The sequence below is a fragment of the Phaeobacter sp. JH20_29 genome (genome assembly GCF_048056175.1).
GTDB classification, from domain to species: Bacteria; Pseudomonadota; Alphaproteobacteria; order Rhodobacterales; family Rhodobacteraceae; genus Phaeobacter; species Phaeobacter bryozoorum.
On record NZ_JAYMWO010000005.1, the window covers coordinates 107,805 to 131,484 of the forward strand.

The window sequence follows — 23,680 nt, forward strand, 5'->3', positions numbered from 1 at the left end:
GCTGCTTGAGAATGGCTTGACCCCACAGCCGGAACCCGGTTCCGTTTCGGACAGAAACCGCAGGGAGATCTCGAAATGTACACCGTTATCGGCAAACAGCTGACCCGCAGTTACCGCGTGCTTTGGGCGCTTGAGGAAATGGGCCAGCCCTATGAGCTGAACCCGGCCTCTCCGCAAAGCGAGGAGGTTCTAGCCCTCAACGCCTCCGGCAAGGTCCCTGTGTTCAAGGACGGGGACGATGTGATCACCGATTCGACAGCGATCATCACCTATCTGGCGGACAAGCACGGGCAATTGACCGCCCCTGCCGGCACGATTGCGCGGGCAAAGCAGGATGCAATGACACATCTTCTTCTGGACGAGCTGGACGCTTTGCTGTGGACCGGGGCGCGCCACAGTTTCATTCTGCCCGAAGACAAACGAGTGCCCGAGGTCAAAGACAGTCTGAAGTGGGAATTTTCCCGCAATCTCGCGCGGCTTGAAAACATGATGGCTGGTCCATTTATGATGGGCGAGGAGTTCACCATACCTGACATCATCTGCACCCATTGCCTGAACTGGGCCTATAGCGCCAAGTTCCCAATCGAGAGCGACGTCCTTCTGGCCTATAGCAAGCGCATGCGCGCACGTCCCGCCTTTCAGGCGGTAGCAGCATCGGTAGCGTAACTACCGGCCAGATAGTCAAGGGCTGACCGCCCCGCCCAACGCCCTGTCGCCAGGCAGGCGGTCAGCAGATACCCTCCCGTTGGGGCTTCCCAGTCGAGCATTTCCCCGGCGCAGAACACGCCGGAACGCGCATGCAACATCAATCCTGAATCAACAGCCCGGGCCTGAACACCGCCAGCGGTGGAAATCGCCTCATCCATCGGCCTCAGCCCGGCATGGCGGATCGGCACAGCCTTCACCAGCCGGGCCAGCGTCTCCGGCTCCGCTGGTAATGGGCGCGCGAATTCCTGCATCACCGCCAGACGCGGCGGTGTCAGTTTCAGTACCTTGCGCAGATGGGTCGACAAACTGGATTTGCCGCGCGGGCGGGTCAGACGTGCGATGACCTGATCCAGCGACAGATCGGGCAGCAGATCCATATGCAGCGCTGCGCCCTCGCGCACAGCGGCGCAGACCATATAGACCCCTCCCCCTTCGAGCCCTTGCCGGGAGATCACCGCCTCACCACGGGTGCGAACCGCACCGGCGCATAATGCGATACCCTTTAGTGGTGCGCCAAAATGCTGGGCCATGTGATCTGACCAAGGGATCAAGAGCCCGGCATTGGCGGGCTGGAAGGGTGCAAGCGGCACAGCGTCGGCGGCCAGTGTCTCTGCCCAGCGGCCGTCGGATCCCAGTCGTGCCCAGCTGGCGCCCCCCATGGCCAGAACTGTCGCCCCGGCCGTGACCTGCCGCAGGCCGTCCGGTGTGTCGAACTGCAGAGCGTCACCTTGCCACCCCAGCCAGCGCCAGCGGGTGCGGCGCTCCACCCCGTATCCGTCCAACCGGGCCAGCCACGCCCGCAGCAGCGGAGAGGCTTTCATTTCGCTGGGGAAAACCCGTCCTGTGGTGCCCGTGAACAAGGTGCTGCCCAACCCCGTCGCCCAATCCATCACCTCTGCCGCATCACATTCCGCGATCATCGGCGCCAGCCAGTCCGCCGCCGCGCCGTAGTGGCTGAGCAGCATCGAACGTGGTTCGTCTTTCGTCAGGTTGAGGCCCGATTTTCCGGCCATCAGGAATTTTCGGGCAACCGAGGGTTTGGCATCAACTATAAGCGTCCGGTGACCAGCTGCCCCGAGCTCTTCGGCAGCCCGCAAACCCGCAGGTCCAGCACCGATGATCACGGCGTCCCAGTTTTCCAGTTCCTGTCCCAAATAGACGGTTCCTTGCGCGCTTGCCCTTGCCGATGACCGACACAGGCGCATGTCCTACGGTTGAACCAGCCATACTCAGAGACTGCGCCAATGTCACCGTCTGCCGACGCCGATCCCATATGCCCGCTGTGCCACCGTCCGATCCCAAGAGAGGTCGCACAAAGCCTGCATCACCTGATCCCCAAGCTGAAGGGCGGCAAGGGCGGACCAACGGTTTTGCTGCATCACATCTGCCACAAGGAAATCCATTCGGCACTCAGCGAAGCGGAACTGGCGCGGTCCTTCCATACGGTCGAAGCCCTGCGCCAACATCCCCGGCTAGCGAAATTCATCGCCTGGGTGCAAAAACGCCCGCCGTCCTTCCAGTCGCGGGTACCGGGAGGACGGCGGAAACGCTGACTAGCCGGCGTTTAGACTCGTGTGCAATCGGACAGGATCGCCTGCGCCATATCCATCTCGGCGGCGAGGCTATCCGCCATCAGGTCACGGGCTGTCTCCATCAAGTCCTCAGGCTGCACGATCCGGTCTATCAACCCAAACTGCTGCGCCTCCTCGGCGGAGATCTTCTGTCCAGCGGCCAGGATCAGCTTCGTGCGCGCGGGACCGATCAACGCCGACATGCGCCGCGCGTCAGAGGGTTGCGGGCGGTAGCCAAGCTTCATGACCGGGTAAAACACCTTCGCAGTTGGCACGGCGATTCGCAGATCGCAGGCCAGTGCCATCCCATTTGCCCCGCCCGCCAAAGTGCCGTTCAACACCGCAATGGTAAGGCAGGGAAGGTCGGCAATGGCTCCCGACAGCTGCTCCCACAATGGCGATGTGGCAAGACCGGCCCGCGCCGCATCCAGATCCGCACCGGCGCTGAAAACACGGCCAGCCCCCGTGATGATCAGCCCACGCGCGCCCTGCGCGCGGGCCGCGATATCGCAGAGCTGCTCCAGCATTTGAACGGTCAATGCGTTGGCCTTGTCCGGCCGGTTCAAGGTGACCGTCCAAAGACCGTCCTCTCCGATGTCGAGGTCGATCATGTCAGGCCGACCTGCTTGCGGATGCCCTCATCACGCAACGAGATTTCGGTTCCGACCAAGTCGTCCGCCGCCGCGCTGCACATCCACAGCAGAGCCCGCGCCGGCCACTCGGCCGGAATATGATCTGACCAATCCAACCGGCTGACTGGATTGACGCCGCTGGCCTTGATCACCCGCTGCATTTCCGTTGCTACGGTGCCCGGAGACAGCCCCATGGCGCGAATGCCATTTGCCGCTTCTTCATGATGCAGGGACCGGGTCAGCATCGCGGCAGCCGCCTTGGAGGCGCAATAGGCACTCCAGCCTTCCACCGGGTTATGCGCAGCACCCGAGCTGACGGTCAGGACTGTTCCACCACCCGCTGCTTTCATCCCCGGCAGGACCGCACGCATTCCGTTGAATACACCATTCACATTGATGTCGATCAGCCGGGCCCAGTCGTCAGGATCGGCCGCTTCAAGACGGGCAATCGGATCGACCACACCGGCATTGTTGATCAGTATATCAATCCGCCCAAACTGCGCCTCGGTTTGCGCGACAGCGGCCGCTACAGCCTGGTAGTCGGCCACGTCACAGGCGAAGGTCAGCACCTTTCCGCCGATCTCTTTTGCCAGCTCGGCGAGGCTGTCTTCACTCCTTGCCAGCAAGGCCACATTGGCCCCGGCAGCGGCAAACACACGGGCCGTATCGGCACCGATACCCCGGCTCGCGCCGGTTATCACAACTGTCTTGCCCTTGATCTCCATACTATTAATCTCCAAATCCCTGTTTTGAAATGTGGTAGACTGGTTAGGGGGAACGGTCCAGTGGGATGCCCCCTTGACCCGGCACCTCCTCCGGCCAACCATGGCGCAAAATAGACCACGAAAGGTATACTTATGTCCGTTTTCCTCGCCCGCAGCAGCGGTGTTGCGATTGTTATGGCGTTTTCTGCGCAGGCGGCCCTGGCAGATGTAACGGCAAAAGATGTCTGGTCGGACTGGAAGTCCTACATGACGGCCACCGGTTATACGGTGAATGGCACCGAGACTATGTCCGGCGATACGCTGACCGTCTCTGACATCTCTATGGCCATGCCAATCATGGAGGAAAACACCAGCGGCACGCTGACCCTCCCCGACATCAAGTTCGTCGAAAACGGTGATGGCACAGTCAATATCATGCTGCCCGCAGACATGCCGATGATGTTCAAAATGGACGGCCCAGAGGGTGTCGCCAGCGGGACCATTGTTTACACCCACGACGGCAGCCCGATGCTGGTTTCCGGCGACACGGATGAGATGACCTATGATTATGCCAGCAGCTTGATGAAAATCTCGCTGACGGATCTGAAGATCCCGGACGAAGACATCGCTGCCGAAACCGTACAGCTGACCATGACGCTGGCGGATGTTGTGACAAAAACGGTCATGACCAACTCTGACGTCCGCGCCTACAACCAGACAATGACCAGTGAATCGCTGAATTTTGACGCGACGATCACGGTGCCTGAAACCAACGATGGCGGCTCTTTCAAAGGGGCGATGCAGGGTGTGCGCTTCGCGGGCACGACAATTGTTCCCGAAGGGCTGGAAACCAACGATATGGCGGCGCTGCTGCGCGGTGGCTTCAACGCCGAAGGTACATTTGACTTTGTAAGTGGCAACAGCGCAATCAGCGGCCAGGATGGTACCGATACCTTTGCGCTGGATAGCAACTCAGAAGGCGGAGCAATTGGCTTCAGCATGGGTCTCGACGGATTGACCTATGACGTCAAACAGAATCGCACCGAAACCAATATCACCAGCTCGGACCTGCCGTTCCCGCTGGCGCTGTCCATGGCCGAAGCCGCCTTCAAACTGACCATGCCGATTGCTCAATCCGACGAAGAGCAGGATTTCGCCCTCGGTGTGTTGCTGCGCGACTTTGACGTGCCGGAAATGCTCTGGGGTATGGTGGATCCCACCGGTGCCCTGCCTCACGATCCCGCAACCGTTGCACTGGATCTGGCAGGCAAGGCAAAACTGGCCTTCGATTTCTTTGACCCGAAAGCAATGGCTGAGGTGGAAAACGGCGAACAGGCGCCGGGTGAGCTGCACGCGCTGACCGTCAATGCGCTCGAAGTCTCCGTAGCAGGCGCAAAACTGACCGGCACCGGGGATTTTGCCTTCAACAATGACGATCTGGAAAGCTTCGACGGCATGCCGGCACCTTCTGGTGAGGCAAACCTGACGCTGACGGGCGCCAACACGCTGCTGGACAAGCTGATCGGAATGGGTCTGGTTTCGGACAGCGACGCCATGGGCGCGCGCATGATGATGGGCATGTTGGCGGTTCCCGGCGATGGCGAGGACACGCTGACCTCCAAGATCGAAGTGTCAGAGGACGGTCAGATCAAGGCGAACGGCCAGCGCATCAAGTAACCACAGTACCTGACTGACTGGATGATCGGGGCCGCAAATTGCGGCCCCTTTTTTTGTCTGCGCCCTTGCAGCCTCTCGCTGCGCTGGCTAGCTCTAGGTGATGTTCAACCCATGTAGGTGCCCATGACCCAGACCCCCGAAAGCCTAAGCCACGCTCTTCTTGATGCCGCCCGCAAGGCGGGGGCCGATGCCGCCGACGCGATGGTGGCAGAAGGCAGCTCTCTCTCCATCGAAGTGCGTCAGGGCACGCTGGAACATGCCGAGCGGTCCGAAGGGGTGGATCTGGGCCTGCGGGTCTTTGTCGGGCAACGTCAGGCCTGCGTTTCGGCCTCGGACATGCGGGACGAAACCCTGACGGCCATGGCGGAACGCGCTGTCGCGATGGCACGCGAGGCCCCCGAGGACCCCTATGCCGGTCTGGCCGAACCGCACCAGCTTGCGCAGAATTGGGATCTCGCCGCGCTGGAGCTCTTTGATCCCAGCGACGAACCGGCCCCTGCCACCTTGCAAGAGGATGCACTGGCGGCTGAGGCGGCTGGCCTCGGCGTTTCGGGGGTAACCCAGGTACAATCTGCGGCGGCCGGATACGGCAGCCATAAGGTCCATATGGCCGCGACCAACGGGTTTTCCGGTGGCTACCAACGCAGCAGCCGCTCGATCTCCTGTACCGCCATCGCAGGAAGCGGAACCGGCATGGAACGTGACTATGACGGCGACTCCCGAACCTTCCAGGCAGATCTGCGGCCGGCTGATGACATCGGACGACAGGCTGGTGAGCGCGCAGTCGAACGGCTGGGCGCTCGCAAACCGGAAACCGGCAGCTACCCGGTTTTGTTCGACGAACGCGTCTCGTCCTCTCTGATCGGCCATCTTTTGGCTGCGGTGAACGGTGCGAGCATCGCCCGCGGGTCCTCCTGGCTGAAGGACGCTCTGGGAGATCAGATTCTGCCGACGCATCTGAGCGTCACGGAAGACCCCTTTCGCCCCCGGATTGCCGGATCGCGTCCTTTCGATGGCGAAGGCCTGCCGACGCAGCGCCGCGCCATTATCGACAACGGGATGCTGACCGGCTGGACGCTCGATCTCGCATCGGCCCGCAAGCTGGAGATGCAAAGCACTGGCAACGCGGCACGCGGTGTCGGCTCGGTGCCATCCCCATCGCAGTGGAATATCGCGCTGACCCAAGGTCCCGATAGCCGCGCCGATCTGATTGCCAATATGGGCACCGGCCTTCTGGTCACTTCGATGATTGGATCCACCATCAACCCGAATACCGGCGATTATTCTCGCGGGGCCGCCGGTTTCTGGGTGGAAAACGGTGAGATTGCCTATCCCGTCAATGAATGCACGATTGCAGGCAATCTGCGCGACATGCTGCGCGGTATTGTTCCAGCCAATGACGCGCGAACCCATCTGTCCCGCATTGTGCCCTCATTGCTGGTCGAGGGGATGACCCTTGCCGGAAACTGATCTTTCCCTGCTGATCCGCGCAGCAGAGCAGGCAGGCGATATCGCCTGTCGCTACTCTGGGCCCGAAGCGCAGAAATGGGAGAAACCAGACGGTGGCGGGCCAGTGACGGAAGCTGATATCGCCGTCAACGAGCTGCTTGCCGACGTGCTGCCCGGCGCCCGCCCGGATTATGGCTGGCTGTCTGAAGAAAGCGAAGACACCAGCACACGTCTGAACCGTGAAAAGATCTTTATCGTCGATCCTATCGACGGCACCCGCAGTTTCGCCGAAGGATCTCGGACCTGGGCCCATTCGCTGGCGGTTGCGCATAACAGGACGATCACGGCGGCAGTCATCTACCTGCCCCAGCGCGAGCTGATGTATTGCGCAGCACTTGGACAAGGCGCGACCTGCAATGGCACAGCAGTCGAGGTTTCCCGACAGGATGACCTCAACGCCGCAAATGTTCTGGCGGCAAGACCGCTGCAGGACCCCGAACACTGGCACAATGGCATGGTACCCGCGTTCAATCGCAGTCATCGCCCTTCGCTTGCCTACCGAATGGCGCGGGTCGCGGATGCGGGCTTTGATGCCATGCTGACCCTGCGCCCCAGTTGGGAATGGGACATCGCAGCGGGTGACCTGATCCTGCGCGAGGCCGGAGGGCTGTGCAGCGACAGGTTCGGCGTCGGCTTGCGGTTCAACAACCCTCACCCTACGCTCAACGGCGTTGTCGCTGCGCCGCCGCGACTGCACGAACAACTGATTGCCGCGCTCGATCCGAAGGGTCCCGGCCTTCGCCCGCTCTGACAGCCGCGCGCAGCAGGAAAACCGTAGCCATGTCGAGACCTTCCGCCGCATCCGACCGCAGCCTCCGCTGGCCTGCCCGTCCCGCAGGCGAAGTGCTGTGGATCCACGCTTCCACGACAGAGCGCTACATGGCTCTCGGCGATGTCGGGAACCGTATGAAATCGCTTCGACCCGATCTGTCTGTTTTGGTGACGTGGAGCCGCGACATCACGAACAGGCCACTGGTCGAGGGCTGCGACCTCGCTGCGGGACCACCGCCAGATGACACCCCGGCCGACGTGCGGATGTTTCTCGATCACTGGCGCCCCGATCTGCTTATCTGGTCGGGGGGAGACCTCCGTCGTGGACTGATGCGCCAGATGAGCGAACGTCAGATCGACAGCCTACTGGTTGATATCGAAGCGAGAGAATTGCCCGATCGCACCAGTCGTTGGTTGCCGGACCAGCGCCGTCGGCTTTTCGACCGCTTCAGCGAAATCATGACCCCGTCAGATGAGGCCCGAGCGCAGATGCTCCGGCTCGGTGTCGCTGCAGATCGGATCCAACAGACCAATCCCCTGCGGTTGTCGGCCACGCCCCCTGGCTGCAACAGCGATGAGCTTACCCATATGCAGGCCCAGCTGGGGAGCCGCCCGGTCTGGTTCTCTGCGCAGACCGAGCTGGGTGATCTACCAACCATCCTGACGGCACATCGCAGCGTACTGCGGCTTTTGCATCGGTTGCTTCTGGTAATCGCGATCCGCGATGAACAGGACCTCGCAGAGGCCCGCGATGCGATCATCGCCAGCGGCCTGCAGCTGGCCGATTGGGACAGCGGCGAAGAGCCTGATGAATACACCCAAGTCCTGCTCAGCTCTTCCGAAGACACCGGTCTCTGGTACCGGCTTTCGCCACTGTGTCTGCTGGCCGGCAGTCTGCCCCGCCACGCAAGCGGACAGAACCCGCTGGATGCCGCAGCACTCGGGTCGGCGATCCTGCATGGGCCGGGTCTTGGCACATATGCCGCCTTATATGAGCGGCTGACAGAGGTTGGTGCCGCGCTGAAAATCAACGATGCCGAAGATCTCGCGCAGGGCGTGCTCAGCCTGTCGGCCCCTGATCGGGCGGCGGAGATGGCGCTTGCCGGCTGGCAGATCGTCACAGAAGGCGCCGATATGACCGACCACCTTATGGATCGCGTCCAGGAGTTGCTGGACAAGCGAGAGGACCGATATGAAAGCTCCTGACTTCTGGCACAAGCCCGCCGGAGACTTCGATATTCGCAAGACCTTGCTGGCGCCGCTTGGCCGGATCTACGCATATGCCACCGCCAGACGCCTGGCGCAGGGCGCCGCGCTACGGGTGGCTGTTCCGGTGATCTGTGTCGGCAACATCAACGCCGGTGGCACCGGCAAGACGCCAACGGTCATTTGGTTTCTCGAACGGCTCAGGGATATGGGGCATGAGCCACATGTGGTGACCCGTGGCTATGGTGGCTCTCTGCCCGGTCCTGTGCAGGTCGATCCGGGCCGTCATCGCGCCAGTCAGGTTGGCGACGAACCCCTGCTCCTGGCGGCCTTTGGAGAGGTCTGGAAAGCTGAGGATCGCGCCGCTGGTGCGCAGGCGGCTGCCGCGGCTGGTGCCACAGTCATACTGCTCGATGACGGCTTTCAGAACCCGAGTGTTCACAAGGATCTTTCCGTGGTCGTCGTCGACGCGGAGCGTGGGTTTGGCAATGGCCATTGCCTGCCCGCCGGTCCACTGCGTGAACCGGTGGCTACGGGCCTTGCGCGCGCCGATCTGGTATTGTCGCTGGGCCGACCCGAGGCGCAGGCACGGTTCCAGTCAGCCTGGAGCGATGCCCTGACGACATGCCCACATTACTCCGGCGCACTGGAGCCTTTGAAAACCGGAATGCCCTGGCAGGGGACGCCGGTGCTGGCATTCGCAGGAATTGGCCATCCACGGAAATTCTTCGAGACGCTGCGTGACCTTGGCGCGGATCTGCGCCGTAGTGAAGCGTTGGACGATCACCAACCCCTGTCCACTGCCCTGATGTCCCGGCTGGAAACCGAAGCCAAGCTGATCGGTGCCCAGATGGTCACCACCGAAAAGGACGCGGTCCGGCTGCCGGAGAGTTTTCGCAACAAGGTGATCACGCTACCGGTGCGCCTGCAGATCGACAACGATGACGCGCTTCTGGCCCAAATCCGCAAGTTCGCTCCACCGCCTCCATAACACTCGGGCAAGAAGACGCGGTGCACTCTCATCCAGTCTGGCAGCAGATTGCAAAAAACCCGCCACGGTCACCGGGCGGGTTTTCCTATCTGCATTTTCCCAAAGGAAGGGGTATCAGCCGTCGAGTTCGGCGTCGATCAGCGCTTTGAACGCCTCATAAGACTGATTTTCCACTTTCTTGCCGTTCAGGATGAACGACGGCGTGGACTCGATGCCATGCTCTGTCGCATTTTCCTGATACCAGTTGACGAGGGTCTGGGCCTTGGTCCCATCCTGAAGACAGGCCTCCAGCTGTTCCTCTTCCAGACCTGCGAGCCGCCCGATCTTGCGCAGCGCATCAACGATTTCAGTCGCGCCACCCGCTCGGGCCCAATCAGATTGCCCCTTGTAGATCAGGTCGCTGATCCCGAAGAACTTCTCAGGTCCTCCACAGCGTGCAATCATCGACGCCCAAAGGCCATAGCGATCGAAATAGACCTCGCGGTAGATGAACTTCACCTTTCCGGTGTCGATGTAATCCTGCTTCAGCTGCTTGTACGCACCCTGGTGGAAATTCGCGCAATGCGGACAGGTATAGGACGCATATTCAATCAGCGTCACCGGAGCATCTTCGGCACCTTGCACCATCTCGACGATGGTGGAGGTATCAACCTCTGCATCTTGCGCGTAGGCCGCCCCAACCAGCGGGTTGCCGGGCAGAGAGGTGCCGCCTTGCAATGCGGCATAACCATAGACACCCGCCGCAACGACAGCGGAGGCAAAGATGCCGGACATCAAACGGGTCATTCATACCCCTTTCTAAGAGTTTTCTGTTTCGTCAGCACGTTGCGCCCAAGCCGTTCAAGCGCTGCGCGCAATTCATCACTTTCGACCCCGGTCGCAGCCTCGGCTGCCGCCGCCACGTCCTGCGGATCAGGCGCCTGGGGTTTGCGGACCTTCGGAGCGTATTTAAAGGAAACCTGCCCCTCGGCAAAGCCAGTGGGCGCGGTCTGGGTAATCCGGACCTTGGAAATTGCGTTATAGCCGTAAACCGCGTTCACCTTGCAGCGCAGAGGCTCTTTCTGCATTTCCAGCATCGGCGCATGGGCACCGGTGGTCAACAACGTCAACGTCGCTCCAAATCCACCGCGCCCGTAGTGCACATTGACCGGGCGCGCGATAGAGGAGATGTCGGGACCGGCAATTTCTTCCCAATGGGTGAGCAGGCGCGACACCGCAAAGCCCCGGCTTTCGCCGGCTTTGCGAATCTGATCGTTCAGAAGCTGCGATGTTCGCTTGAACCCGCGAGATTTTGTCCGTTGCACTGCCATGACCGTGGTTTTGCTAGACTGCTCGCCCTATTGTAAAGGGCTGCTATGCGAGAACCAGCGAAACCGGGCCATAAAGGATAAAGAATGCGTGACCTCAACAGCGAGAGCCACCCGCAGAGCCGTGATTTGCTGGACTGGTACGACCAGCACGCGCGCAGCCTGCCCTGGCGTGTCAGCCCGTCGGATCGCGCCGCCGGTATCTGGCCCGATCCCTACCGCATCTGGCTGAGCGAGGTCATGTTGCAACAAACCACTGTGGCTGCCGTCAAGGACTACTTCCACCGGTTCACCAGCCGCTGGCCGACGGTGGCAGATCTCGCGGCGGCGGCGGATGCAGATGTCATGGGGGAATGGGCAGGTCTTGGGTATTACGCACGGGCACGCAATCTGCTGAAATGCGCGCGCGTCGTGGCCGAGGAACACGGTGGCACCTTTCCGAATACCTATGACGGGCTGATCGCCCTACCCGGCATCGGCCCCTATACCGCCGCCGCCATTTCGGCGATCGCATTTGACCGCCCGGAAACCGTGCTGGACGGCAATGTCGAGCGGGTGATGGCGCGGCTTTACGATATCCATACTCCCCTGCCAGCGGCCAAACCCCAGCTGAAAGAGAAAGCTGCAGCCTTGACCCCAGCGATGCGCCCGGGCGACCACGCTCAGGCGGTAATGGATCTCGGCGCGACGATCTGCACACCGCGCAATCCGGCCTGTGGCATCTGCCCATGGCGCAGCCCCTGCGCTTCCCGTGCGGCTGGCACAGCTCTGGAACTGCCAAAGAAAACCCCTAAGAAACCCAAGCCAACCCGCCTTGGCATCGTCTATCTGGCACGCAGCTGCGATGGCGACTGGTTGCTGGAGCAGCGCCCGAACAAGGGGTTGCTGGGCGGTATGCTGGGCTGGCCGGGCAGCGATTGGAACGACGATCCGGCCCCAGCCCCACCGTTTGAGGCCGATTGGCAGGATCCGGGGGCGGAGGTGCGTCACACCTTCACCCATTTTCACCTGGTCCTGCAGGTCATGCTGGCGGAGCTGCCACCCGGTTTCACACCGCAGGACAGTCAGCGCGTGATAAAACGACATGACTTCAAACCCACCGACCTGCCGACGGTGATGCGCAAGGCCTTCGATCTCTGGAAGGGGCGCTGATGCCTTCTCTTTTATCCGGGCAGGGCGCATAGTTGGCCACGAACGCGCCTGACCTGAATGAGGCTGTACTGGAATGATATCCGCCGAGACTCTGCGCAGCTGGCAGGCCGCCCTGCCCTTTTGGTTGTCCTTTCTGCTGGTGCCGCTGGTCGGGCTCGCCGCTCTTTATGGTGGCTGGCTCATCCTGCTGCCGCCCTTCGTCACCTGGTATCTCTTTGCGGCATTGGACGGGGTCTTCGGGCTTAATCTTGAAAACGCGGATCCGCTCACACCCGAAGAAGATCTTCATTGGTATTCCTCACTGACCATTGCCTGGGTTCCGGTGCAGGTCCTGCTCCTGATTGCCATGCTAATCTACGTGCCTGGCGCCGATCATCTCTCGGGTGCGGAGAAATTCGGGGTATTCTTCGGTGTTGGCGTCCTCAGCGGCACAATAGGGATCAACTACAGCCACGAATTGATGCACCAGAAGAGCAGACTGGAGCGTTGGCTGGCGGATATCCTGCTGGCAATGGTGCTCTATTCTCACTTCAGATCCGAGCATCTGCTCGTGCATCATCGCCATGTCGGCACACCCCGCGATCCGGTCACAGCGCGCTACAACGAGGGCTTCCATCGTTTCTATCCGCGTGTTCTGTGGCAATGCTGGCGGTCTGCGTTTCGGGCTGAGAGAGCACAACTGGCGCGCCGCAACCTACCTTGGACTGACCGGCGCAACCCGTTCTTTCGCTATTGGGCGCTGCAAGCCGCGTTTCTGCTGATGGCCCTTGTGCTGGGCGGGATGCTCGGCGTTGGGTTGTTCCTGGTCCAGGCGGGTGTCGCGATCTGGCAGCTGGAACTGGTGAACTACGTTGAACACTACGGTCTTACGCGCAAATATCTGGGCGGGGGCAAATTTGAGCCTGTGATGCCGCGCCATTCGTGGAATGCAGCCCATAAGGCGTCAAACTGGCTGTTGATCAACCTGCAACGCCATTCCGACCACCACTACAAACCCGATCGTCGCTTTCCCCTGCTTCAGAACCACACATCAACCGATGCTCCCCAGCTACCCTACGGCTATCCGGTCATGACAGTTGCGGCGATGATACCACCGCTGTGGCGGCGGATCATGAACCCGCGAGTGCGGCGCTGGCGGCAGATGTATTATCCTGACATCACCGATTGGAGCGCCTACAATGCGGCCCGTTGCCACGAAGACCGCCCCGACCCGACACCGGCGGGTCCGGGCGCCTAGCGGACACCTAGCGGGGCAGCGCCCATAGTGTCATCGGTCGGGTCAGCCCACGCAGTTCAGATGCGCCGTGCTGCACGAAACCTGCTTGCAGATCTCTGGCGCCGCCTTCGTCCTCCACACGCTGCCGCAGGGTCTCGCTGATCACCATCTGAGCGTTCATCTCGCGGGTGCGCTCCTCCAGTCGGGCTGCAATATTCACCGCGTTACCGATCACCGCATATTCCAACCGGTTTGCGCCGATATTGCCAATCACCGTCTCACCATAGTGAACACCGATGCCAACGCGGATTTCTGCCTCGCCGTAGCGGCGTCGCTCGGCATTCCATTCCGCCACCGACGCCAGCATGGCCCGCCCGCAAGCCAGGGCGTTACTTGCGTCCCTCGGACCAGCCAGCGGTGTGCCAAAGGTCGCCATCAAACCATCGCCCAGATACTTGTCCAGCGTGCCATGATGATGGAACACCTCCTTTTCCATGCGGCCATGAAAATCGCGCAAGAGGTCAATCACCTGATAGGCGTCGCGCTCGGCCGCTAGGCGGGTGAACCCGACAATGTCAATGAACAGAATGGCCACGTCCTGACGGCGGGTCTGCTTCAGCGGTTCATCATTTTGCGACAGCTGTTGCACCACATTGGGCGAGAAATACCGTGACAGATTGGCCCGTTCACGCTCAAGACCAGCATTATTCTGGATCAGCGCGTAGAGCCGTTTTGAGGATATACCCAGCGTCACTGCCACCAGAAAGAACACGATAACCTCCTGCAGGCGCTGATGCAGGAGAAAGCTGTTCGGATCGAGAAATTCAGCCATGGTCGGATCATAGCCCACAACCTCAAGCACCCGTTCGGTCAGGCCGGGCACCGGATCCGTCAGCCACCAGACCATGACCGCCGCAAATAGCCAGATGACTGCGGTCCAGATGCCGATGGCAACCACCGTGCGCCAGGAATAGGCCAGAGTCCCCGCGGCAAGTATGATGAAAAAATAGATGAAATTGCCAAACCGATACTGAATAGGCAGCGGCGTATCGTCGACACTCAGCGGATTTGGCAGAACCATTCCGATGGTCATGATCGACAGATCGGCAAAAATCAGCAGCATCTCAAGCCGTGATTGCCCAACCCGTCCAACCCGGCGGATCAGCCAGCCGTTCAGACACAGCAACGCAAGGATAAAGTGATAATACAGCACATCCCATTTGGGGTTCACATAGATCAGAAAAACCGCCGTTACGGCCATGGCGATCCAGCGCGCCCGCACCGCAAGCTCCAGCCCATTGCGTTTGTGCTCTGTTAGCGCATCCAGCGCATAGGGGCTCTCCTGTCTGAAAATGGCTTCGTCGCTATCCAAGGCAGGAGCGGGGGCGGAGGCGGTTACTGCCATGATATGTATCCATCCATTGGCGCCGGTCTTGCGTCAAACTAACGGCAGCTGCCAACGGATGCACCCCTTGAACCGACAGCGCTGAAACGAAAAGACCCCGCCATGACGGCGGGGCAAGGTTGGCGCCGTCGACAATGCGACAGCGCCTGCGGTTTCACACAGGTTGTGAAAGGGTGGGGTCAGTTTTGCAATTCTGCCCGAATCTGCTGGCGCAGCACGTCGATGGGCACGGTCTTTCCGTCCCGCTTGAAACACCAGTAGGTCCAGCCATTGCAGGAGGGCGCGTTTTCCAGATGCGCTCCGACCTGATGGATTGATCCCTTGATATTGTCGCCGATCAGCGTGCCGTCTGCGCGCACTTTTGCCTTGTGCCGACGGTTCATCGAATAAAGCTCGTCGCCCGGGCGCAACATGCCGCGCTCGACCAGCTGACCAAAGGGGACGCGCGGTTCGGCACGTTTGCTGGCAGAGACCTGCAGCGCTTCGCGGTCGAACTTGCGTACGGATTTGATGCGCTTTTCGGCAACTTCACGGTAGGCGGCTTCGCGCTCGATTCCGATAAATTCACGGCCCAGCATCTTTGCCACGGCGCCCGTGGTGCCGGTGCCAAAGAACGGGTCCAACACCACATCGCCCGGATTCGTCGAGCCAACGAGAATGCGGTGCAGCAGCGCCTCGGGTTTCTGCGTCGGATGCGCCTTATTGCCGGCCTCATCCTTCAGCCGCTCATGGCCGGTACAGATCGGCATGACCCAGTCCGAACGCATCTGCAAACCTTCGTTCAGCGCTTTCAGCGCCTCATAGTTGAAGGTATATTTTGCGCCTTCGGATTTTGAGGCCCAGATCATCGTCTCATGCGCGTTGGTGTAACGCTTGCCACGGAAATTCGGCATTGGGTTCGACTTGCGCCAGATCACATCGTTGAGGATCCAGAAGCCTTCGTCCTGCACCGCTGTGCCGACTCGGAAGATGTTGTGGTACGATCCGATCACCCAGATGGAGCCGTTTGGCTTCAGGATACGGCGCGCCTGTTTAAGCCAGGCACGGGTAAACTCGTCATAGACGCCAAAGCTGGAAAACTGATCCCAGTGGTCATCAACCGCATCGACCTTGCTGTTGTCAGGACGATGCAATTGCCCCTTCAGCTGAAGGTTATAGGGGGGATCCGCAAAAATCAGATCAATCGAATTTGACGGCAGACCGGACATCACGTCGATACAGTCACCGTCAAGGATCGCGTTTAGCGGGAGCGCCGCGGCGCCCCGTGTAAGTGTTTTGTTCATTTGCTCTGCCTCGATAACCACGGCGCATTTTTGCGCTCATTTTGGTTGTCCACAGGATGAGTCATCGTGGATTCGAGGTCAATTTGTTTTTTAGAACAAGGTGATGAGGTTCACTCTTGATACAATATGTTGTGGACAGGCTTAAAGGAACGCCGATGATGTGGGGTCACGCCCAGGTTCACCAGGGCGTCGCGGTGCTGTTTGGACGGGTAGCCTGCGTTTTTCTCCCAGCCATAGCCGGGAAACTGTTGCGCCAAATCCACCATGATCCGGTCACGGGCCAGTTTTGCCACGATGGATGCCGCCGCGATGGAGACTGATTTGCTGTCTCCCTTGATCACGAACTCCGACGTCTGGAGCAGACCCTTGGGGATCAGATTGCCATCGATCAGCAAATAATCCGGCGCCGGATCCAGGGCTGCAACGGCCCGCTCCATTGCCAGATGCGAGGCGCGCAGAATGTTCAGGGAATCAATCTCTTCGACGCTGGCATGAGCAATCGCAACCTCGGCCTGCGCAAAGATCGACGCTTCGACCGCCTCGCGCCGCTTGGCGCTTAGCTTCTTTGAATCGTTCAGCCCCTCGGGAATATTGTCGGCGTCCAGGATGACCGCGGCGGCGGTCACCGGTCCGGCGAGCGGGCCACGACCAACCTCATCCACGCCTGCAATACGTATATGGCCACGCGCACGGGCGGCCGCTTCCAATGTGTAATCGGGATAATCCATCCCTTGGTCTGACCGGGTTTTAAGCCGGGTTTCAAGTCCGACCGCATATACCGCGCAAAAAAGAGGGGGCCGAAGCCCCCAAGTCTGCTCGAACCCAGGTCCCGCCGACCTCAGCGACGGGTAATGCGATAGCCGCGGTCCTTGAGGCAATCCGGGCGATAGCCGACACGATTGCGTTTGCCATTCCAGAAGGTCACCTGGCAGGCGCGCGGCAGGGTGTGCTCAAATCCGTACTGTTTGCGCAGACAGCCCTGCCCCATCAAAGTCCGGCTTTGGCTGTAGCGCGGGAAATAGCGCACGCATTGTGCCGGCAGATCATAGCGCGCCACATGCGGCGGAAGCGGTCTGGGATGATGAGGCCGATACGGCTTGCCATGTGACGGACGATGCGGACGGGTGACCTGTGGCTGATCATCATCTCGATTGTTCTTCACGATTGCACCGATAATGCCAAGCACGGCGAGACCCGCCAGCACCTTGGCAACATCCTCATCCGCCCGTGCAGGCGCCGCGGAAAACCCGGTCACCGCGACCGCTGCGGCAACGATCAGCGTGATGAATTTGCGATGCGGTTTGGCATTTACATCAATGCGACTGCTGCGAAACATGGGATGTCCTTCCTGAAGTTCTGAAAACATGAGGCCAAATGACCGATGCAATCAGCCTGGTTCGGAACCGTGCGGACAGGCAATAACGGCGCCTTGTTATCGAATATCACCACCCGCAATCGCCTGTTGTTATTGAATATCCCGCGACAAATGCGCAGTGTGAGGGTATGAAAAACCTCCTTATCTCCACAGCTCTGATTGCCGGTCTTGCCATGGGTATGCTCAGCGATACGGGCCCGGCCGCAGCGGCCGAGTGTTACGCCGATTACAAGGCGAAACAGGATGCCCCCCTGCGGCTGCATTACGGCGTGATCCAGCTCGGCGGCGGCTGCAGCAAGCCGGCCGCCAAGGCCGAAATCTCCGACCGGTTGTTGGCAGCGGGCTGGACCTTGCTCAATGTTCTGTCCATTTTTGGTCCCGACGGGCTGGAACAAAGGAAAACAGATGCCGGACCCTATTTTCTCCGTTTCTGAGGTGCGCGCGGCGGGAAGCCGCGTCATCGCATTGGGGATCACTGCCATCGTTGCCTTGCTGGCGATTGCCGGTACCGTGCTGCTGCTGACGCTTCCCGATGCCAACGCTTTCAACGCAAGGGTCGAGCGGGTCTTTGTGGAAAACGACCTTACCACGCAGGCCGAGATCAAGCTGCTGGAGATCCTCGCCCAGTCCGGCACCGCCTTTGCCGATACGCTGACCAGCTATCGGATGGTAATTTTTGTGCTGATGGTCTTTGCCACCATGATGATGGTGGCTGCGCTGGTGGTTCTGGCCATGCTGGTCATGCTGAACCGGCGCATGGTCCAGATCGAACGCGCAGGCATCCAAGTGACTGAACTGCTGATCAGCCGCGAAGAAAACACCGTCTACCTAAATACCATGGGCTTCAAACTGACCGCCGCAGCGATGGAAACGCTCGCAGTTCTGGCCGAGGCCCGGCTTGATGACGATGTCCTCTCCGGTGCGGAGATCGAGGCGATGATATCTGGCCGCCCCTCCATTGACTGCGAAGAGGCCGCAGGCGCGACCCGGATCAAGCGGCTGCGCGATACATTGGGCAATCAGATGGTCAGCGAACTTCTGGTCAAGAATATCGCCAAGCGCGGCTATGTCCTGTCGATCAGCAAGGATGTGATCCGCATGGTGTGACCCCCCGTGCGCAGGGAGGTCACCGATCCCGCTACCGCATACTGACAGGACCCTCTGCCCTTATCCAATGGATCAATTCCCTGTGCAGCTCTGGCATTTTGCCGGGAAACCACCACATAGTAGAAAACCAGGCAACATGGATCCCTTGTTGTCAGTCCACCCGGGAACAGCCCTCATGAACATGCGCGCCAGCACCGCAAGACCTGCATATGGAATTATGGTAGAGGAGCTGCGCGGCCCGGTTACGGCGCGGCTCGGTGGCAGGATCATCGCCCAGAGCACCCGTGCCAAGGTGATGTATGAGACCCGCCGACCTGCTGCCATCTATTTTCCCCGTGACGATATCCACACCTGCCTGACGCCTGCCAACGGGCACCAGACCTTCTGCCCGTTTAAGGGAACTGCAGGCTATCAGGATCTGGAACTTGGCGAACAGAGCATCTGCAATGCCGCCTGGTCCTATGACGATGCTCTGCCTGAGGCTTCCGGCATCGCAGGCCATGTCAGTTTTATGCCGGAAGCGCGCGTTGAGATCGACCTTGGCAGCAATCAGCTGGAGGTCCCGGAATACGGTAATATTTCAGGACCGCTGATCGACTGGCTGCTGCGCGAAGCTGCATATCTGCCGACACCTGAGGAATTCACCCAAAGCCTGTCGGAGAAACTGGTCGAACATGGCGTTCACCTGTCGCGCCTCTCGGTGATGGCCTGGTCCCTGCACCCGATGATCGCGGGCAAGAACTTCATCTGGAGCCGCGCCTCCGGCAAGGTCACGACCTACGCCCCAAGCTATGAGATCCACGATCACCCGGCATTTCAGAACAGTCCTCTGCGCCATGTTTCCAACGGGCTTGGCGGCATCCGGCAGCGGTTGGATCTGGATCAGCCCAGCGATGCCTTTCCGATCCTCAGCGATCTGAGGGAAGAGGGCGCAACCGATTACGTGGCGATGCCGCTGCCCTTCTCCGATGGGCGGATAAACGTGCTGACGGTTGCCAGCCATCATCCGAAAGGGTTCTCGACCGAAAACCTGGGGCTGATATTCGAATGTTCTGCGGTTATTGCCCGGTACTATGAAGTGTTCATGCAGCGGGAGAACGCACAGTCCCTGCTGGAAACCTATGTAGGCAAGCGAACCGGCGCGCGGGTTCTGGGTGGGGAAATCCGGCGTGGTGATGGCGATGACATTGATGCCGCCATTATGTTCTGCGACCTGCGTGGATCCACTCGGCTTGAGGAGGACCTGGGCCGCAGCGCCTATATCGAGCTACTCAACAGCTTCTTTGAAACGGTATCGACGATCGTGCATGAACACAGCGGCGAGGTGCTGAAATTCATCGGCGATGCGGTCCTAGCGGTGTTCCCCGCTGGCGACACACCCGATGAGGCACGCGCGCAGGCCCTGCAATCGGCGCGGGCAATTGTTGCCGGACTGGACGCAATGGGCGACGAAGAGGGCAAGCGGCGCTGTGAATCGGCCATCGGTCTCGCCTACGGTCGTGTCACCTACGGCAACGTCGGATCCCGTGAGCGGTTGGATTTCACCGTCATCGGTCAGGCCGCCAATATCGCCGCACGGCTTGGCGACTATGGCAAATCCTGCGGCCATACGATCGTGGTCAGCCGCGACCTGTTGGAAACCCCGGAGCAGGCGACGCCGCTTGGCTCGGTATCGCTGCACAATGTCTCCCGCCCGGTTGAGGCCTTCGCCGTTTCCGTGGCGATGGATGCCGACCAGCTCGCCGCGTCCTAACGGCTGACCAGCAGGCGCTGCGCCTCGCCCCCCATTGTTACAACCAGCGGCTCCTGCGCCTGCCGCGCCTTGAACGCAGCCTTGCCACCGAGCCCCTGCCAGTTGATCTGCACCAGCGACTGCGCAACAGCGCCGCCCAGCGTTGCCCCCGGTCCGGTGATGATAAACAGATCCGGCGCGAACTCCTGCGCCGCGACCTGCACCGCGCGAGTGAAATCATAAGGCTCAACGACCTGCGCATTCAGCGTGTAGTCCCTGAGGCTCGTCAGTGAATATCCGCCAGGCCACCAAACCTGCCCGCGCCCGTCGACCAATGGCTTCTTTGCCGCAGAGAACAGGTCCACCGGCAGTCGCGACCGGCCTTCAGCAGCGACCGGGGCCTGTAGGTCGGTATGGAACGCGGCATGGTTGGTCAATCGCATGGGGAAGCGATCCTGCACCTGCGGCACAGCCTGTTCAAACGCATCCAGACCGTCGGCATTGCCCGCCAGCACCAGCATGCCGCCCAGATTGATTGACAGCGACAGGTGATGATCAGGCCTGCTGTCTATGTCACGCACCAGCTGAAGCAGCTCTGTCTTGCGCTGCCGATCCAACTGCCAGTCGTCGCTCTGACAGGGGTAAACCAGCTGCCCGCCAATGAGATGCTGCTGCATCAGCTGACCCATGGTGTTGACCACCTCAAACCCTGTTTGAGGGCTGAGCGCACCGGCGGCGGCCAGCGCGATGTACCAGCCCATCGAATTGCCCGTGACCGCCACGACATCAATGTCCTCGGCGAGTGACTGCGCATCCGCAATCGCGCTGGCATAGATCAGCGGAGAGGCCACATCGCCGCGGGTGTATTTGGACATCGCGTATCTCTCAGCACCATCCAGCGCAGTGACACTCTCTTGGCCCGCGGCCTCGCGCATTGCGTCAAATGATCTGATTAGAGCCTGCTTGTCGGCGTGGTGACGCGCCAGATACCCAAGTTCAGTTTTGTTGTATGTGCCACGTCCGGGACAGATCAGAACAGCGGTGCGGGTCATGTGTCAGCTCCTGTCAGCCGCAGCGCCGCTGCGACGATACTCTCCTTTGACGGCAATGTTGCAGCATAGGCGGGACCGGTCGGGATAAAGCAATCCTCCGCCACGACACGTGCCATCGGCGCGCCATCCGTCTCATAGAACAGCGCCATCAGCGCCTCCGACTGACTTCCTGTGCTGCGGCATTCGTCGACGATCAAGATGTTGTCGCATCCTGCCGTGGCCGCAAGCAGCGCTTCCTTTGGCAACGGAGCGAGCCAGCGCAGATCGACGACCCGGGTGGAAACGCCCTTGGCCTTCAGCTCGGTCTGGGCCTGTGTCGCCAAGTAACGGCCATTTCCATAGGTCACGATGGCAAGGTCTTGACCATCGCCATGCACCCCGACCTCTCCCAACGCAATCCGCTGGTCAGGTGCGGGATAGAGACGCATCCAGCCGCCGTCCTTCGGCTCATGCAAATCACGCATCGGATAAAGCGCGATCGGCTCGACAAAGACCACGACGCGCTGCTCCTCTCGCGCCAGACGCACGGCCTCGCGCAGCATCATCGCGGCCTCGGCCCCGTCCGAGGGACAGGCAATCACGATGCCCGGAATGTCGCGCAGGACCGCCAGCGAATTGTCATTGTGGAAATGGCCACCGAAGCCTTTCTGATAGCCCAGACCGGCAATCCGCAGCACCATCGGATTGCTGAACTGGCCGTTAGAGAAAAACGGCAGGGTCGCGGCCTCGCCACGGATCTGATCCTCGGCGTTGTGTAGATAGGCCAGGAACTGGATCTCCGGGATCGGGACAAATCCGTTGTGTCCCATGCCGATGGCCAGCCCAAGGATCGACTGCTCGTCCAGCAAGGTATCAATCACCCGGTCCGGGCCAAACCGCTGTTGCAGCTTCTGGGTGACGCCATAGACGCCCCCCTTCCGGCCGACATCTTCACCCATAGTGACCAGCTCAGGATGCTCCAGCATCAGGTCGGTCAAGGCCCAGTTGATCAACCGGCTCATCGGCTGGGGGTCTGTCTGAGCACGCAGATCGCTGCCCAGAATTTCTGCCCGCACCTCACCGCTTGGCCCGTTCGTCTTGCGACAGACCCGCTTTGGTGGGATCAGGCTGGCACTGACATCCCCTGCCGTTCTCAGATGCGGACGGGTGACGACCTCTGTGCGGATCCGTTCAACCCGCGCGCAGGTCTCAGTGTAAATCTCCAGTGCCGCTTCCCGTGACAAAGCTCCGGATTGTGACAGCAACCGCACGGAGTGCAGCAGCGGATCATTGGCCTCATCCGCCTCAACCTCTGCCTTGCTGAGGTAAGTGGTCGGCACGTCTGCACCTGCATGACCGTAGAGCCGCACGGTGCGCAGATGCAGGAAAGCAGGCTTGCGGCAGCGACGAACGTAGTCGGCAGCTGCCCCGGCCACCGCATAGGTGTCGTGGATATTCAGCCCGTCGGCCTGAAAATAGCGCATCCCCGGCCGATGCGACATCGACGCTTCGATCCACCCCTTCGGAGTCTTGACCGATATGCCAATCCCGTTGTCCTCACAGACAAACACCAGCGGCAAAGGCGTCGACTGCACAGACGCCCAACAGGCGGTATTGATCGCTCCTTGTGCCGTCGAATGATTGGCCGAGGCATCGCCGAAGGAACACATCACAAGCCCATCGTCAGGCAGAACCCGGTGCTCTGGATCATGCCGTCGCGCGGCACCGATAGAATAGGCCGCGCCGACCGCCTTGGGCAGATGGCTGGCAATGGTCGAGGTCTGTGGCGGGATAATCAGCGCCTTGGATCCCAGCACCTTGTGCCGCCCTCCCGATGTCGGATCTTCGGCAGAACAGGCAAAGGACAGCAGCATATCCCAGGCAATGCTCTGACCCGGTACCTGATCTGCCCGGGCGATCTGAAATGCGGCGTCGCGGTAGTGCAGGAAGGCCATGTCATCAGCGCGCAAGGCTCGCGCAACCGCCGCCATTCCTTCATGACCGGACGAGCCGATCGTGTAGAAACCCTGCCCAGACTTTTGCATAGCCCGGCTGGTGCGGTCCAGGGCACGGCTCAGGACCTGCGCGCGAAAGATCGCGACCGCATCACTGCTGCAAAGGTCCCCCACAGGCGACGGCCCCGGGGGCAGGCGACCTGCGACCACTCGATCAAGGAAATTTTGATGTACGATCTCGGCGCGATCCATGGCCTACCCCTTATTGCTCAGGGGCTTTATCGCCGATATGCGCCAGTCTTACCAATGAGATTACAGCAGGCACCCATGAGCAAAACTCATACTGCT

Annotated in this window: 23 protein-coding genes; 12 read left to right on the forward strand and 11 right to left on the reverse strand. The window is 60.5% G+C overall.

Translation table 11 applies throughout. The features are described 5' to 3' along the window. Positions 1-75 precede the first annotated feature (75 nt). Complete coding sequence (locus tag VWZ85_RS03275; RefSeq protein WP_340546942.1) at positions 76-666, forward strand: glutathione S-transferase family protein; 591 nt, start codon at positions 76-78, stop codon at positions 664-666. Here the strand turns inward: VWZ85_RS03275 and VWZ85_RS03280 are convergent. Then, positions 639-1,862: a TIGR03862 family flavoprotein gene (locus VWZ85_RS03280; RefSeq protein WP_416587097.1), complete on the reverse strand. Its 1,224-nt coding sequence runs from the start codon at positions 1,860-1,862 to the stop codon at positions 639-641. The two genes, VWZ85_RS03275 and VWZ85_RS03280, sit on opposite strands and share 28 nt — an antisense overlap. A 90-nt stretch (positions 1,863-1,952) precedes the next feature. On the opposite strand from VWZ85_RS03280, the gene VWZ85_RS03285 reads away from it, so the two are divergent. Further along, complete coding sequence (locus VWZ85_RS03285; protein WP_340546944.1) at positions 1,953-2,261, forward strand: HNH endonuclease; 309 nt, start codon at positions 1,953-1,955, stop codon at positions 2,259-2,261. Between the two features lie 11 nt (positions 2,262-2,272). Here VWZ85_RS03285 and VWZ85_RS03290 read toward each other — a convergent pair whose 3' ends face one another. Together VWZ85_RS03290 and VWZ85_RS03295 are read right to left on the reverse strand one after the other, a co-directional pair. Continuing rightward, positions 2,273-2,890, reverse strand: coding sequence for an enoyl-CoA hydratase/isomerase family protein (locus VWZ85_RS03290; RefSeq protein ID WP_416587099.1), 618 nt, complete (start codon positions 2,888-2,890; stop codon positions 2,273-2,275). Continuing rightward, positions 2,887-3,636, reverse strand: a complete 750-nt coding sequence (locus VWZ85_RS03295) for an SDR family oxidoreductase (RefSeq protein ID WP_416587101.1) — start codon at positions 3,634-3,636, stop codon at positions 2,887-2,889. Before VWZ85_RS03295 ends, VWZ85_RS03290 begins: the two co-directional genes overlap by 4 nt. Positions 3,637-3,768: 132 nt before the next feature. Between VWZ85_RS03295 and VWZ85_RS03300 the strand changes: the two genes are divergently transcribed. The 5 genes from VWZ85_RS03300 to lpxK all read left to right on the forward strand — a co-directional run bounded on the left by VWZ85_RS03300 (position 3,769) and on the right by lpxK (position 9,769). Next, positions 3,769-5,292 (forward strand): DUF2125 domain-containing protein, encoded by a 1,524-nt coding sequence (locus VWZ85_RS03300; RefSeq protein ID WP_340546947.1) that lies wholly within the window; start codon positions 3,769-3,771, stop codon positions 5,290-5,292. A 123-nt stretch (positions 5,293-5,415) separates the two neighbouring features. Then, entirely contained in the window at positions 5,416-6,762 is a 1,347-nt protein-coding gene (locus tag VWZ85_RS03305; protein WP_416537673.1) for a TldD/PmbA family protein, read from the forward strand. Further along, positions 6,749-7,552 (forward strand): inositol monophosphatase family protein, encoded by an 804-nt coding sequence (locus VWZ85_RS03310; protein ID WP_416542626.1) that lies wholly within the window; start codon positions 6,749-6,751, stop codon positions 7,550-7,552. Before VWZ85_RS03305 ends, VWZ85_RS03310 begins: the two co-directional genes overlap by 14 nt. Before the next feature lie 29 nt (positions 7,553-7,581). After that, complete coding sequence (locus tag VWZ85_RS03315; RefSeq protein ID WP_340546950.1) at positions 7,582-8,778, forward strand: 3-deoxy-D-manno-octulosonic acid transferase; 1,197 nt, start codon at positions 7,582-7,584, stop codon at positions 8,776-8,778. Continuing rightward, a complete protein-coding gene (gene lpxK / locus VWZ85_RS03320; RefSeq protein WP_416587104.1) occupies positions 8,765-9,769 on the forward strand; it encodes a tetraacyldisaccharide 4'-kinase in 1,005 nt (334 codons plus the stop codon). Before VWZ85_RS03315 ends, lpxK begins: the two co-directional genes overlap by 14 nt. 114 nt (positions 9,770-9,883) lie before the next feature. On the opposite strand, the gene VWZ85_RS03325 is transcribed toward lpxK, so the two are convergent. Then, positions 9,884-10,555, reverse strand: coding sequence for a DsbA family protein (locus VWZ85_RS03325; protein ID WP_340546952.1), 672 nt, complete (start codon positions 10,553-10,555; stop codon positions 9,884-9,886). After that, entirely contained in the window at positions 10,552-11,079 is a 528-nt protein-coding gene (locus tag VWZ85_RS03330; protein WP_416534454.1) for a DUF721 domain-containing protein, read from the reverse strand. The genes VWZ85_RS03325 and VWZ85_RS03330 overlap by 4 nt, the downstream gene beginning before the upstream one ends. Before the next feature lie 84 nt (positions 11,080-11,163). Here VWZ85_RS03330 and mutY point away from each other — a divergent pair, with 84 nt between their 5' ends. Together mutY and VWZ85_RS03340 are read left to right on the forward strand one after the other, a co-directional pair. After that, positions 11,164-12,228, forward strand: coding sequence for an A/G-specific adenine glycosylase (mutY, locus tag VWZ85_RS03335; protein ID WP_416587106.1), 1,065 nt, complete (start codon positions 11,164-11,166; stop codon positions 12,226-12,228). A 73-nt stretch (positions 12,229-12,301) separates the two neighbouring features. Next, positions 12,302-13,465, forward strand: coding sequence for an alkane 1-monooxygenase (locus VWZ85_RS03340; RefSeq protein ID WP_416587108.1), 1,164 nt, complete (start codon positions 12,302-12,304; stop codon positions 13,463-13,465). Positions 13,466-13,472: 7 nt separating this feature from the next. Here the strand turns inward: VWZ85_RS03340 and VWZ85_RS03345 are convergent, their stop codons facing one another. From VWZ85_RS03345 to VWZ85_RS03360, 4 genes are all read right to left on the reverse strand, one after another. Then, positions 13,473-14,849: an adenylate/guanylate cyclase domain-containing protein gene (locus tag VWZ85_RS03345; protein ID WP_416587110.1), complete on the reverse strand. Its 1,377-nt coding sequence runs from the start codon at positions 14,847-14,849 to the stop codon at positions 13,473-13,475. Positions 14,850-15,028: 179 nt separating this feature from the next. Further along, the gene (locus tag VWZ85_RS03350; RefSeq protein WP_340546957.1) at positions 15,029-16,132 is read right to left on the reverse strand and encodes a site-specific DNA-methyltransferase; all 1,104 of its coding nucleotides are present in this window, start codon (positions 16,130-16,132) and stop codon (positions 15,029-15,031) included. Between the two features lie 110 nt (positions 16,133-16,242). Beyond that, on the reverse strand, positions 16,243-16,860 hold the full coding sequence (locus VWZ85_RS03355) for a ribonuclease HII (protein ID WP_340546958.1): 618 nt from the start codon (positions 16,858-16,860) through the stop codon (positions 16,243-16,245). 110 nt (positions 16,861-16,970) lie between these two features. Beyond that, a complete protein-coding gene (locus VWZ85_RS03360) occupies positions 16,971-17,468 on the reverse strand; it encodes a hypothetical protein (RefSeq protein WP_340546959.1) in 498 nt (165 codons plus the stop codon). Positions 17,469-17,635: 167 nt separating this feature from the next. On the opposite strand from VWZ85_RS03360, the gene VWZ85_RS03365 reads away from it, so the two are divergent. The 3 genes from VWZ85_RS03365 (at position 17,636) to VWZ85_RS03375 (ending at position 20,367) form a co-directional block, all read left to right on the forward strand. Further along, complete coding sequence (locus tag VWZ85_RS03365; RefSeq protein ID WP_416587112.1) at positions 17,636-17,941, forward strand: hypothetical protein; 306 nt, start codon at positions 17,636-17,638, stop codon at positions 17,939-17,941. Next, positions 17,913-18,614 (forward strand): winged helix-turn-helix domain-containing protein, encoded by a 702-nt coding sequence (locus tag VWZ85_RS03370; RefSeq protein WP_416534448.1) that lies wholly within the window; start codon positions 17,913-17,915, stop codon positions 18,612-18,614. The genes VWZ85_RS03365 and VWZ85_RS03370 overlap by 29 nt, the downstream gene beginning before the upstream one ends. A gap of 175 nt (positions 18,615-18,789) precedes the next feature. After that, complete coding sequence (locus VWZ85_RS03375; protein ID WP_416587113.1) at positions 18,790-20,367, forward strand: DUF427 domain-containing protein; 1,578 nt, start codon at positions 18,790-18,792, stop codon at positions 20,365-20,367. On the opposite strand, the gene VWZ85_RS03380 is transcribed toward VWZ85_RS03375, so the two are convergent. Together VWZ85_RS03380 and VWZ85_RS03385 are read right to left on the reverse strand one after the other, a co-directional pair. Then, entirely contained in the window at positions 20,364-21,398 is a 1,035-nt protein-coding gene (locus VWZ85_RS03380) for an ACP S-malonyltransferase (protein WP_416587115.1), read from the reverse strand. The two genes, VWZ85_RS03375 and VWZ85_RS03380, sit on opposite strands and share 4 nt — an antisense overlap. Continuing rightward, positions 21,395-23,584, reverse strand: a complete 2,190-nt coding sequence (locus tag VWZ85_RS03385) for a dehydrogenase E1 component subunit alpha/beta (protein ID WP_416587117.1) — start codon at positions 23,582-23,584, stop codon at positions 21,395-21,397. The genes VWZ85_RS03380 and VWZ85_RS03385 overlap by 4 nt, the downstream gene beginning before the upstream one ends. Positions 23,585-23,680: the final 96 nt, after the last annotated feature.

Excerpts from the sequence above, each read along its gene's own strand:
- VWZ85_RS03275 (WP_340546942.1), top strand. The coding sequence starts at position 76 with ATGTACACCGTTATCGGCAAACAGCTGACCCGCAGTTACCGCGTGCTT.
- VWZ85_RS03285 (WP_340546944.1), top strand. The coding sequence starts at position 1,953 with ATGTCACCGTCTGCCGACGCCGATCCCATATGCCCGCTGTGCCACCGT.
- VWZ85_RS03290 (WP_416587099.1), bottom strand. The coding sequence starts at position 2,890 with ATGATCGACCTCGACATCGGAGAGGACGGTCTTTGGACGGTCACCTTG.
- VWZ85_RS03295 (WP_416587101.1), bottom strand. The coding sequence starts at position 3,636 with ATGGAGATCAAGGGCAAGACAGTTGTGATAACCGGCGCGAGCCGGGGT.
- VWZ85_RS03300 (WP_340546947.1), top strand. The coding sequence starts at position 3,769 with ATGTCCGTTTTCCTCGCCCGCAGCAGCGGTGTTGCGATTGTTATGGCG.
- VWZ85_RS03305 (WP_416537673.1), top strand. The coding sequence starts at position 5,416 with ATGACCCAGACCCCCGAAAGCCTAAGCCACGCTCTTCTTGATGCCGCC.
- VWZ85_RS03315 (WP_340546950.1), top strand. The coding sequence starts at position 7,582 with ATGTCGAGACCTTCCGCCGCATCCGACCGCAGCCTCCGCTGGCCTGCC.
- lpxK (WP_416587104.1), top strand. The coding sequence starts at position 8,765 with ATGAAAGCTCCTGACTTCTGGCACAAGCCCGCCGGAGACTTCGATATT.
- VWZ85_RS03325 (WP_340546952.1), bottom strand. The coding sequence starts at position 10,555 with ATGACCCGTTTGATGTCCGGCATCTTTGCCTCCGCTGTCGTTGCGGCG.
- VWZ85_RS03330 (WP_416534454.1), bottom strand. The coding sequence starts at position 11,079 with ATGGCAGTGCAACGGACAAAATCTCGCGGGTTCAAGCGAACATCGCAG.
- mutY (WP_416587106.1), top strand. The coding sequence starts at position 11,164 with ATGCGTGACCTCAACAGCGAGAGCCACCCGCAGAGCCGTGATTTGCTG.
- VWZ85_RS03340 (WP_416587108.1), top strand. The coding sequence starts at position 12,302 with ATGATATCCGCCGAGACTCTGCGCAGCTGGCAGGCCGCCCTGCCCTTT.
- VWZ85_RS03345 (WP_416587110.1), bottom strand. The coding sequence starts at position 14,849 with ATGGCAGTAACCGCCTCCGCCCCCGCTCCTGCCTTGGATAGCGACGAA.
- VWZ85_RS03350 (WP_340546957.1), bottom strand. The coding sequence starts at position 16,132 with ATGAACAAAACACTTACACGGGGCGCCGCGGCGCTCCCGCTAAACGCG.
- VWZ85_RS03355 (WP_340546958.1), bottom strand. The coding sequence starts at position 16,860 with ATGGATTATCCCGATTACACATTGGAAGCGGCCGCCCGTGCGCGTGGC.
- VWZ85_RS03360 (WP_340546959.1), bottom strand. The coding sequence starts at position 17,468 with ATGTTTCGCAGCAGTCGCATTGATGTAAATGCCAAACCGCATCGCAAA.
- VWZ85_RS03365 (WP_416587112.1), top strand. The coding sequence starts at position 17,636 with ATGAAAAACCTCCTTATCTCCACAGCTCTGATTGCCGGTCTTGCCATG.
- VWZ85_RS03370 (WP_416534448.1), top strand. The coding sequence starts at position 17,913 with ATGCCGGACCCTATTTTCTCCGTTTCTGAGGTGCGCGCGGCGGGAAGC.
- VWZ85_RS03375 (WP_416587113.1), top strand. The coding sequence starts at position 18,790 with ATGAACATGCGCGCCAGCACCGCAAGACCTGCATATGGAATTATGGTA.
- VWZ85_RS03380 (WP_416587115.1), bottom strand. The coding sequence starts at position 21,398 with ATGACCCGCACCGCTGTTCTGATCTGTCCCGGACGTGGCACATACAAC.
- VWZ85_RS03385 (WP_416587117.1), bottom strand. The coding sequence starts at position 23,584 with ATGGATCGCGCCGAGATCGTACATCAAAATTTCCTTGATCGAGTGGTC.